The sequence below is a fragment of the Halomonas sp. genome (assembly GCF_052095695.1).
GTDB lineage: Bacteria > Pseudomonadota > Gammaproteobacteria > Pseudomonadales > Halomonadaceae > Vreelandella.
On record NZ_JBQDLQ010000118.1, the window covers coordinates 1 to 9,143 of the forward strand.

At 53.2% G+C, this 9,143-nt stretch carries 11 protein-coding genes; 10 read left to right on the forward strand and 1 reads right to left on the reverse strand.

The window, feature by feature from the left end; genetic code table 11:
- The 9 genes from ACTH5D_RS16320 to ACTH5D_RS16360 form a co-directional block, all read left to right on the forward strand.
- A partial coding sequence (locus ACTH5D_RS16320) for an ATP-binding protein (RefSeq protein ID WP_441673069.1) occupies window positions 1–422 on the forward strand: 422 nt, incomplete at its 5' end.
- Complete coding sequence (locus ACTH5D_RS16325) at window positions 419–1,054, forward strand: condensin complex protein MksE (RefSeq protein ID WP_441673071.1); 636 nt, start codon at window positions 419–421, stop codon at window positions 1,052–1,054. The genes ACTH5D_RS16320 and ACTH5D_RS16325, both read left to right, overlap by 4 nt.
- Before the next feature lie 32 nt (window positions 1,055–1,086).
- Window positions 1,087–2,316 carry a hypothetical protein gene (locus ACTH5D_RS16330; RefSeq protein WP_441673073.1) on the forward strand — a complete coding sequence of 410 codons (1,230 nt, stop codon included), beginning with the start codon at window positions 1,087–1,089 and terminating at the stop codon, window positions 2,314–2,316.
- Window positions 2,313–3,182 carry a DUF7281 domain-containing protein gene (locus ACTH5D_RS16335; RefSeq protein WP_441673075.1) on the forward strand — a complete coding sequence of 290 codons (870 nt, stop codon included), beginning with the start codon at window positions 2,313–2,315 and terminating at the stop codon, window positions 3,180–3,182. Before ACTH5D_RS16330 ends, ACTH5D_RS16335 begins: the two co-directional genes overlap by 4 nt.
- 275 nt (window positions 3,183–3,457) lie before the next feature.
- On the forward strand, window positions 3,458–3,898 hold the full coding sequence (locus tag ACTH5D_RS16340; protein WP_441673077.1) for a bleomycin resistance protein: 441 nt from the start codon (window positions 3,458–3,460) through the stop codon (window positions 3,896–3,898).
- Between the two features lie 74 nt (window positions 3,899–3,972).
- Window positions 3,973–4,683, forward strand: coding sequence for a class I SAM-dependent methyltransferase (locus ACTH5D_RS16345; RefSeq protein WP_441673079.1), 711 nt, complete (start codon window positions 3,973–3,975; stop codon window positions 4,681–4,683).
- Between the two features lie 88 nt (window positions 4,684–4,771).
- Complete coding sequence (locus ACTH5D_RS16350; protein WP_441673081.1) at window positions 4,772–5,593, forward strand: hypothetical protein; 822 nt, start codon at window positions 4,772–4,774, stop codon at window positions 5,591–5,593.
- 106 nt (window positions 5,594–5,699) lie between these two features.
- Complete coding sequence (locus ACTH5D_RS16355) at window positions 5,700–6,065, forward strand: hypothetical protein (protein ID WP_441673083.1); 366 nt, start codon at window positions 5,700–5,702, stop codon at window positions 6,063–6,065.
- 910 nt (window positions 6,066–6,975) lie between these two features.
- Window positions 6,976–7,308 (forward strand): lysozyme inhibitor LprI family protein, encoded by a 333-nt coding sequence (locus tag ACTH5D_RS16360; RefSeq protein ID WP_441673085.1) that lies wholly within the window; start codon window positions 6,976–6,978, stop codon window positions 7,306–7,308.
- Between the two features lie 149 nt (window positions 7,309–7,457).
- On the opposite strand, the gene ACTH5D_RS16365 is transcribed toward ACTH5D_RS16360, so the two are convergent.
- The gene (locus tag ACTH5D_RS16365; RefSeq protein ID WP_441673087.1) at window positions 7,458–8,585 is read right to left on the reverse strand and encodes a glycerol dehydrogenase; all 1,128 of its coding nucleotides are present in this window, start codon (window positions 8,583–8,585) and stop codon (window positions 7,458–7,460) included.
- A gap of 171 nt (window positions 8,586–8,756) precedes the next feature.
- Between ACTH5D_RS16365 and ACTH5D_RS16370 the strand changes: the two genes are divergently transcribed.
- Window positions 8,757–9,044, forward strand: coding sequence for an MBL fold metallo-hydrolase (locus tag ACTH5D_RS16370; protein WP_441673089.1), 288 nt, complete (start codon window positions 8,757–8,759; stop codon window positions 9,042–9,044).
- The last annotated feature ends 99 nt before the right edge of the window (window positions 9,045–9,143 follow it).

Below are 9,143 nucleotides of genomic sequence, written 5' to 3' on the forward strand. Positions count from 1 at the left end.
TGCTACGCCTGGAGCTGCACCTGAACGAAGGCGGCACCGATCTAGTGATCAAAAACGACCGCCAACTGCTGGAATCCTCCAGCCACGGCATGGCCTACCTGATTCTGTGCAAATTCCTGCTGGCGTTTACCCGCCTGCTGCGCGGTGATGCGGACATCGCCATCCACTGGCCGATTGACGAGATCGGCACCCTGGCCTACCACAACGTCGAAAAACTGTTCGACGCCTGCGACAGCAACCGCATTCATATCGTCGGCGCCTTCCCCAACCCGGAATCCGATGTGCTGTTGCTGTTTGCCAACCGCTATTTGATTGACCGCGATGACACCCACCCCAATAAGCGGGTGTTAAAGCGCATCGAGCCGCGGCTAAGCCGCCTGGCCGAACGGCTCCAGGAACGTCAGCAGGAGGTGACAGCATGATCGAACATGGCCCACTGCTTGAGCGCCTGCTGGCGGGGGAGTTTATCTGCCCGGTCAGCGATGAAAGCGGCTATCGTCATTTAAGTAACGAAGAGACCCGCGAGGAGATCGATACCTACCTGCGCCCACTCAACCGCCGTTTGGCCAGCAATGAAGACGGTAGCGTCTACTTTCTGGCTTGGCGTCAGCTCAACGACAACGCCCGAGATCAGCTCTCCCGCCAGCTGGGCGACACGCTCAATAGCCTGCTGCCGCTGTTGGAGTGGCTGCAGTTGGTTCAAGAGGCGTTAGGTCGCGATACCCTGGCTGCCCCCGGCGATGTGCTCAAACCGGCGGAGTTCAGCGCCAAGTGTGAAGATAACCAGAGCCTGCGCGAACGCCTGGAGCGCCTGGCCACCGACAGCTTTTTCGGCTCGCAAAGTGACCAGTTAGATGCCCAGGTAAAGCAGGTCTTCAAGCGCCTGAAAGAGCACGGCTACTTGCTCCAACCGCACTCAGAGCGGCAGGTGTTTGTGGTCACCGGCAAGATCGACTACCTGGTGGACTTGGTGCGCTTTATTCGCGATGAAGAGAACCTGCCGATTGACGCGGATAAAGAGGAAGGCTCCGGTTCGCAGGAGGCCCTTCTGTGATTAAGAGCGTGAGCACGAGCACGAGCACGAGCGTGAGTGAGCTGGAAAGCCGCCTGCTAAAAACCGGCAGCGGACGGCTGGCGCTGTTGGGCAAGCATTCCGATGTTCTCATGCAGGCCTACACCCGCGATGAAGTGCCGCTGGAATCGCTCAGCGACAGCGCGCTGCGTAAGTTGCTGGCGGCGCGCATTCTCTGGCGGCCGGATGAGCAGAGCGGTGTGAAGCTTTCGCCCAAGGTGCGCGAACTGATCGCCGAAATGCTCGCCGACGAGACCCGCCGCCACGTCAACGCCGACGTAGCCGAAACCCTGGAGCTGATTCGTGCCCTGGTACACAGCTACCGGGAAGCGCGCAGCCGCGGCGAGCATTGGCGGCTAGAGCAGCAGCTAATGCGCCTGCGCCAGGAGGTCGATGACCTGAACGGACGCTTCGCCGATGCCATTGATAGCCTATGGCAGCGGCTCAATAGCGACTTCGGTTTTGTCAGCCAGCTTAACGACAAGATCCGCGAAAACGACCGCGCCCAAAAGCAGATCGCCCGCCTGCTGGACGGCCTGGCGCTGATCGACTTCGACGAGCTGATTGAGCTAGTAGGCAGCGACGGCAGCCTGCGCAAGCTATTGATCAGCCAACTGCAACAGCAGCTAAGTAACCACTACACCGGCCTGCGGGAAGTGCAGCGGCGCTTGATCGAACTGATGGCGCGCTTTCGCAAGCAGCAGGCGCGCAGCCGCCTGATGAGCGGCATGGCCGCCTTTATGCGCGAGCACCCCGGCTTTGTGCCCGGCAACTACGCCCGCCGCAGCGAAGTGCCCACGCTGGTCAATCAAGCCGCCCCGCTAAGCGCCGCCGCCGCCCCGGCGCTGGATCGCAACCTTGATAGCCAGGTGCTCGCCGAACTGCTCCACCAACTACCCCAGCCGCGCCACACTACGCAAACGGTGGAAGCCGCAGCCCCTGCTCAAGCACAAGAAAGCAGCCTGGCCGCCGCCCGCCAGCAGGCGCTTAAGCAGGATGTGGAGCACTTCTATTTGAGCGTGATCGACCAGCCTCAGACGGAGCCGGTCAGCGCCCTTGAGTACCTGCACGCAAGCCCGCTGGAATGGCCGGATGAAATCTGGCTCTTCCAGGTGATTTCCGAATACCAGGGCCTGCCGCGCAGTGATCAGAAAGCGTTTCGGCTTAAACAGCAGGAGAGCCAGGCGAGTACCTTCAACCACCTGCGCCTGATCCACGACGTTGAACTGCAGCTGGCCGTATGAACCTACCCGGTCGCGCCCGCAATGGGCTTAATGGTGTGGCCCGCGAACTACTCCGCCAGCCCACGGTAGAAAAGCCCCGCCGCCAGTGGGTAGACGACGTAGTCGCCTGGTGCCACCAACACGATATTGACCTGGCCACGCGCATCAATGGTAAAACGCTACGTTTTGACGCCGCCCTGCTGGCACAAATTGATGACGTACTAGAGAGCGCCCGAATAGCACCACTAGGCCGCTCCCTCAGCGGCCTAACCAGCACCGCCCAAGCGAAAGAGGGCGTAGAAGAAGACAAAGCCACGCGCGAAAGCCCCCGTGTGCGGCGAGTGCTCGCAAGCTTCGCTCCTCAGCCAATAACCGGGCTTGCCAGCGAGCCACGCACCATTCGCGATGTGGATGTGCAGGCGCTAAAACTGAGCGCGTTTAGCGCGTTGATTCAGGTCGAAAACCTGGACAGCTTCTATGCGTTTTCGCCGGATGTTCCTGCGCTAAGCAGCTACACAAACCCGCTGGTCGTCTACCGCGGCGACAGCCACTACGGCGGCGGCTTTGCCATACTGGCAGAGGCGTGGCGCAAAACCCGTCGGCCACATATCTATGCGGGTGATTTCGATGTAAAAGGCGTTACGCTAGCGCTGGATAGCAACGCTACCCACTTGCTCTTGCCCGGCATTGAATGGCTTGCCCAAAATGCCACGCCGTTGCACGTGCCTGCTGAGCAGTTTCCTTATCAGCGCAGGCTGCGCAAGCACCTTGCCGCGCTGCCATCTGTCCATCCATTGCGTGATTATCTAACGCTGTTGTTGGAGAAGCAGCGGGGGCTTAAGCAGCAGTGGTTTAGTGGGGATGTGATGTGTGTGGGGCTGGTGTAATGGCATATCACTTTGTCGCGAGACCCACGCTATTGTGCCCCTCAACCGCATGCGCATTGCCGGGTGATGCGCATGCGTCAGTATGATTGAAACCGGCAAAACATGCAGGCACACAAGTTTTAGATATGCTGCCAAATTTTGCTTTGCTCTCAGCAGAAACAATGGGGTAGAGTCGATTCTTGGGGCAGCATAACCTCAATCAACGTGCCGTCGCGTTTATTGAGGTTATGTAGCCTGCCGTATAATCACTGTTAGGTCGCACGAAGGGGCATTACTTGGCGGAAGATATGGCAGAAATACCGTGTTGGAATCCGCTGGTGCCCGAATTAACGGTCACCTCACTTGAGGCGTCGCTGCATTTTTACCAAGCAGCCGGCTTCAGTGTTCGGCATCGTCGCGAGTCTCCACCATTCGCATACCTTGAACTCGGACACGCACAGCTGATGCTTGAGCAGCGTCATGCTCAAGGTTGGAATGTGGAGCCTTTAGAAAAGCCTTTCGGCCGAGGCATCAACTTCCAGATTGAGGTTGCAGATGTCGGAAAGGTGCTTTCGGCCCTCCTTTTGCTCAACTTCATCCCGTTTCGGAACCTTAGAGATTCGTGGTATCGCGTAACGCCAGATGCCGAAAAAGGCCAGCGCGAGTTCCTTGTGCAAGATCCGGATGGATTCTTGCTTCGCTTTTCGCAAAACCTGGGCCAGCGCAGTGCAGCCTAACAATTCGTCCAAGCCGATGCCGCTTCGCGGCACGGCTTAACTCAAGCGTTATACGTCTTAGGAGCTTATGCCCCATGAATCAAGATGAACTCAAAGCCGCTTTTGATAAACAGGCTTCTGGCTATGAAGAGCAGCAGAAAAAACTGGCTCCTGTTCATGACGGCCTCTACTTTCAGCTCGAATGGATTTTTTCAGAGCTGCCTCAGACTGCCCGAATACTTTGTGTCGGATTGGGGGCTGGTGCGGAGCTTTCTTATTTAGCCAGCAGGTTTCCAAGTTGGAGGTTTACTGCTGTCGAGCCCTCTGGTGCAATGCTTGATGTATGCCGTCAAAAAGCCGAGAAAGAAGGCTTTATTTCTCGTTGTACGTTCCATGAGGGTTATCTGGAGTCATTATCAGATATTGAGCTTCATGATGCAGCCACATGTTTTATGGTTTCTCAGTTTATTCTCGATAATAAGGAACGTTCAAGTTTTTTCCGAGAGATCTCAAACAGATTGAAACACAACGGTATTTTGGTTAGTGCTGACCTTTCATCATCTGTTGGCACACCTGAATATGAAGCATTGCTTAAGGTATGGGTAAGTATGCTACACGCTGCAAAGTTGCCCGCGGATGCCATCGAAAAAACACACTTAGCATGGGCAAAAGACGTTTCAATTTTGCCTCCGGATGATGTTAAGTCGATTATCGAGCGCGGTGGTTTTAATTTGCCTGTTCAGTTTTATCAGTCGGGTTTTGTTCATGCTTGGTTCTCCAAGCGGTTACCTGGTAATGCCGTATAACAAGGCCATTAAATTCGCTCCCTATGGCCGCCCGACGCTTGCAAGCTCGCGCGGTTTATGGCGGTGTTAAGTGAACATAGAATCGAGTATGGATAAGAAAGCGAAGAACATATTATTCTCCACCTACTGGAAGAATGGATGGATTGACTCCAAAGATAGAGTCCTATCTGGTGACAACTTTGAGTACGCTAAGTCACAAGGTTTAATGTTTGATCCGATTTCAATTTCTCATGATACGTGCATAGAAGCTATTGAAAATTTGGTTAGTGAAATATCACGAGAGAAAATTGCTAAAGGTTTTTTAAGTAGCCTGACATCTCGCCGTTTGGACTGGAGGTCTTCTTTATCTTCGTATTCAATTGCCAGAAAAATACCAGTGCATAAATATACACCAGTTATATCCGGCACTTCATATACTGATGGGAAGCCCACTTCACACTCTTATACCTGCGGGGTGTGCCGGGATTGCCAGTACGGGGTAGTGGGCCGTCAGAATTATGACGACACTGATATAAACGTATTGAATTTTGAGCGTATTAAATGGGGTGGTGTCCGCCATGGTGATATCTTGTACACGTACTTTGACTTAAACCAATTTGCAAATACAGACATCCCTGAACCTGATGATGAAGATGTTTATTGTTTCAAGGAAATATTGAAAACCATCGAGTTCTCGGAACCATCAGATTATCCGAGTGCCTTGGAAAAAAGATTGGCTGGTGTCGTAAAGTCTAGCAAAGCGGAAAGACAGGTATTAATTGAAATTTTAGCCAGTATTGGTGTGTTAAAGCCTGGCAGCTACGATCGACCCGTTAAAGGTAGGAATGACTGGGTTTTTGTTGAGTATTGGCGAGGTGAAGACAAATATTGTCATAAGGCTGTAGGTGAATATTTTGGGAAATATCTGTAGCTACGAGCGTGGAAAATCACCTGACAAGCGCATGTTGTCGGCTTTTCCGCTGTGCTCCAAATCAGCCGCAAATGCGGGCGTTAGGTGACAGAAAGGAACATCAGTAATGGCGGAATGGCCTGAAAAAAATCGCCCAGGGTTTGTGTTATTTTTTGAAGATACGCGCCCCGAAGGTTTCGGTCTCGGAATGCCGGAAGATCAGTCATATCACGATCTTCCTGAGATAAAGGCGCTAATGAATGGAGTGTTGAACCACCCCGGAAATCATCTCGGGCTAATTGATCAGTTTGATGAAACCTTGCAGTTCTACGTCAATGGGGATGGTTCTGTTCTCATCGACTTTATTGTCAAAGGCAAGAGCGGCTCACTTCAAGCAATCTTGTCGCTTCAGGAGTGTATTGCGTTGGTTCAGTCGTCAGTGCCATCCTTGTCCGCATTGCAAATACCTAACGCTGAGTTCAATAAGTGGTAACCCATTCGCCTAATAATTTGGTCGAGAGGGAACCACAAGCTGCGCTTGTGGTTCCCTCCGCCTGCGGCTCCGGTCGCCCCTTAAGTAAAACGTTATAGCTAATCAAATATGAAACTACTAATACTAGCGATTACTCTATCGCTATCAGGCTGTGTTGTTTATCCAATAAACAAGACTCTTCAGCCTGAGGCTGAAATTCTCGTCACAGATGGGGAAGGAAAGCCCATTCAGGATGCTTGGGTATATTGAATATCGAGCTCTTATCCTTATGGTTTTGAACAAAGCAGGATGATAGATAAAACCAGTTATAGAGGTGAGGCAAGCTTTCCAAAAATTAAGGAGTGGCGCGCTGAATCTCTAAGGATTCACGGCTCAGAGGTGTTCTTTTGGAATTGATGCATTGTAAAAGTAGGCTTTGAAACACCCGCTACAATGTGGGGTGGCGGTAATGACTTTCAAGCCCAATACGAAGTCATTCTTAATCCAGGGGAAAGCACGCCATGTCCAGAATAATTAAATTAAAATTAGCTTCTGGCTATGGCAAGCGCATGTTGCCGGACTGGTTTTCCGCTGGGTTCCAAACCAGCCGCAAATGAGGGCGAAAGCAATCTTGATTACCCATGTGCACGATGACCACTACTATGGAAAACGTGAATAGTTAGCCCAACAAGGTTTTCTCGTAGCGCAATGGTGGGGGCAGTTGAAGCAAGGGTTTGATATTGAGGTCGCGGGTGAACGATTACTGACCCTAACCAGTGGATGAAGCCGACCGATACTGCGCTATGCTGCGGCAGCTTAGCCAGTACGTTATGTGCTTTTGGGGAAAAATGAAAAAGTGTTTACTAATAGTTCTGCTGCCATGTCGTTGTCAACCGTTGCTGGCGACGAGGAGCTTGATTGCAATAATATAATGAATACGCTTGAGACCAATCGGTGCGCGGCTATCGAGTTAGAGGCCGCCGAGGATGACCTCACCCACTATCTGGAAACGAGCGTTGAACATAACGCGGTTGACCCTGTGTTAGCCGATGCTATCAAGGTGGCTCAAAAGCAGTGGCAGGCGTATGCTGCTGCCCATTGCGGCTCTGTCTATACGCAATGGCGCGATGGGACCATTCGAGGCGTCATGGGCATTACTTGCCGTACCCGGTTAACGAAACAAAGAACGCATGACATCTGGGAAGACTTTCTAACGTATATGGACAGCACGCCCCCTGTTTTACCGGAACCAAGTGTTGAGTAAAGCCTTGATCATGTGCATAACAATCTTTTAAGAGGGATTCAAAGCGCGTGGCATTTTTACTATGTGCTGGTTTATGTGTTTAAGGGGGCTTGCCGCGGCTGGGAAAGTGAGACCAGGGCGGAGCGCCGAAGCACTCCGCCTTTCAGGACTTACTCGCTCAGGCCAACTTTCTCCATAAACGCTCGCGCATGCACATCCACCGCTTTAATAGCGCTGACGATTTGCTGAGGCGTCAGTTCATACGCCAGATTATGGCTTGATTCGCCTTCCTTCAGTGCCGCCTCGGCTACACGATAAAGATCTTCTTCGCTTGCCTGGTCAAGCTTAAGTGCTTTCAAGGTCACCGGCAGGCCCAGCGCGAGGTAGAGATCCAGATACTCTTCAAGCTCCGCCTGGGGCGTTTGGTCGAGAATCAGCTGCGCGAGCGTGCCGTACGCCACTTTTTCGCCGTGGGTAAGGTTGTGAATCTCACCGTGCAGGGCGGTAAAGCCGTTATGGATAGCGTGTGCTGCGGCCAAGCCGCCGCTTTCAAAGCCTAAACCGCTGAGCAGGGTATTGGCTTCCACCACCGCCTCGAACGAGGGCGTGACGATTTGTGCTTGGTTGGCCTGATAGGCCAGCATGGCGTGCTCGAATAGAATCTCTTCGCACTTCTGGCCGATGGTCGCGCCTAGCAAGGTGGCTTTGCCGCCCGCCATGTTGTTGGCGTTGGCGCGGATGGCGGCGCGCGCCTCGACCCAGGTGGCCATCGCATCGGCAATTCCGGAGGCCAAAAAGCGCGGCGGCGCCTTGCAGATGATGCCGGTATCTACCAGCACCAGGTCGGGATTCTTGCTGTAGAAGCGATAGGATTCGAACTCGCCATCGTCGCTGTAGATGACCGATAGGGCGCTGGTGGGCGCATCGGTGGAGGCGGTCGTGGGCAGTATGGCACAGGTCGCGCCCAGCTTTTCGGCCACGCCTTTAGCGGTGTCGATGGTTTTACCGCCGCCAAAGCCGATGATGACTTTCGCCTGCTGCTTGCGGCCAAGCTCAACGAGACGGTCGATTTCGCGGTTAGAAGCCTCACCTTCGAACACCGCGCGCTCGAAACTCACGCCTTCGCCTTCCAGGCTAGCGCTGAGCTCCTTGCCCGCAATTTTCCAGACAACGTCGTCGGCAATAAGCAGCGCCGTTTTCCCTAGTGTAGAGACATAATGGCCGGCGCGTGCGGTTACACCTTCACCCTGAACGTAGCGGGCAGGGCTGATAAAGACTTTCTCGTTCGTGGCTTCCATGGCAGATATTTCCTATACATAGAATGAGTTGCCTAATCAGTGTAGTCACTTATGTCGCTGACGCGCCTGCGGTGATTTGACGCCTGTGTATATTAATTTAGCTAACTGGCTCAGCGCCTTGGCCCCAAGCGTGCGCACAAGAGATTACGAACAAGAGAGTACTAATAAGATATGAACATACTGTTTCTGGGAACCTCCGCCGGTGTGCCCACTAAAACAAGAAACGTCTCCGGCATCGCTTTGCGAGAGAGTACAGGGAAGGGCTGGTACCTGATTGATTGTGGCGAAGGCACCCAGCATCAGGTGTTGCACACGAAGCTGTCGTTCCATTCGCTGAAAGCCATCTTGATTACTCACGTGCACGGCGACCACTGCTATGGACTGCCGGGCATACTGGCGAGTGCGGGCACATGCGTTCATAGTAATTTGGACTATGCTGGGGAAACTAGTTTTTCTTAACGTAGCATCCTGCCGCTCAAGGATACGGTGATATGAGCCTAGAAATAACAATGGTTGTACTGCTCGCGGCCATCTTTAACGCCAGCTGGAACGCCATCG

Excerpts from the sequence above, each read along its gene's own strand:
- ACTH5D_RS16355 (WP_441673083.1), top strand. The coding sequence starts at position 5,700 with ATGGCGGAATGGCCTGAAAAAAATCGCCCAGGGTTTGTGTTATTTTTT.
- ACTH5D_RS16345 (WP_441673079.1), top strand. The coding sequence starts at position 3,973 with ATGAATCAAGATGAACTCAAAGCCGCTTTTGATAAACAGGCTTCTGGC.
- ACTH5D_RS16350 (WP_441673081.1), top strand. The coding sequence starts at position 4,772 with ATGGATAAGAAAGCGAAGAACATATTATTCTCCACCTACTGGAAGAAT.
- ACTH5D_RS16370 (WP_441673089.1), top strand. The coding sequence starts at position 8,757 with ATGAACATACTGTTTCTGGGAACCTCCGCCGGTGTGCCCACTAAAACA.
- ACTH5D_RS16335 (WP_441673075.1), top strand. The coding sequence starts at position 2,313 with ATGAACCTACCCGGTCGCGCCCGCAATGGGCTTAATGGTGTGGCCCGC.
- ACTH5D_RS16365 (WP_441673087.1), bottom strand. The coding sequence starts at position 8,585 with ATGGAAGCCACGAACGAGAAAGTCTTTATCAGCCCTGCCCGCTACGTT.
- ACTH5D_RS16325 (WP_441673071.1), top strand. The coding sequence starts at position 419 with ATGATCGAACATGGCCCACTGCTTGAGCGCCTGCTGGCGGGGGAGTTT.
- ACTH5D_RS16360 (WP_441673085.1), top strand. The coding sequence starts at position 6,976 with ATGAATACGCTTGAGACCAATCGGTGCGCGGCTATCGAGTTAGAGGCC.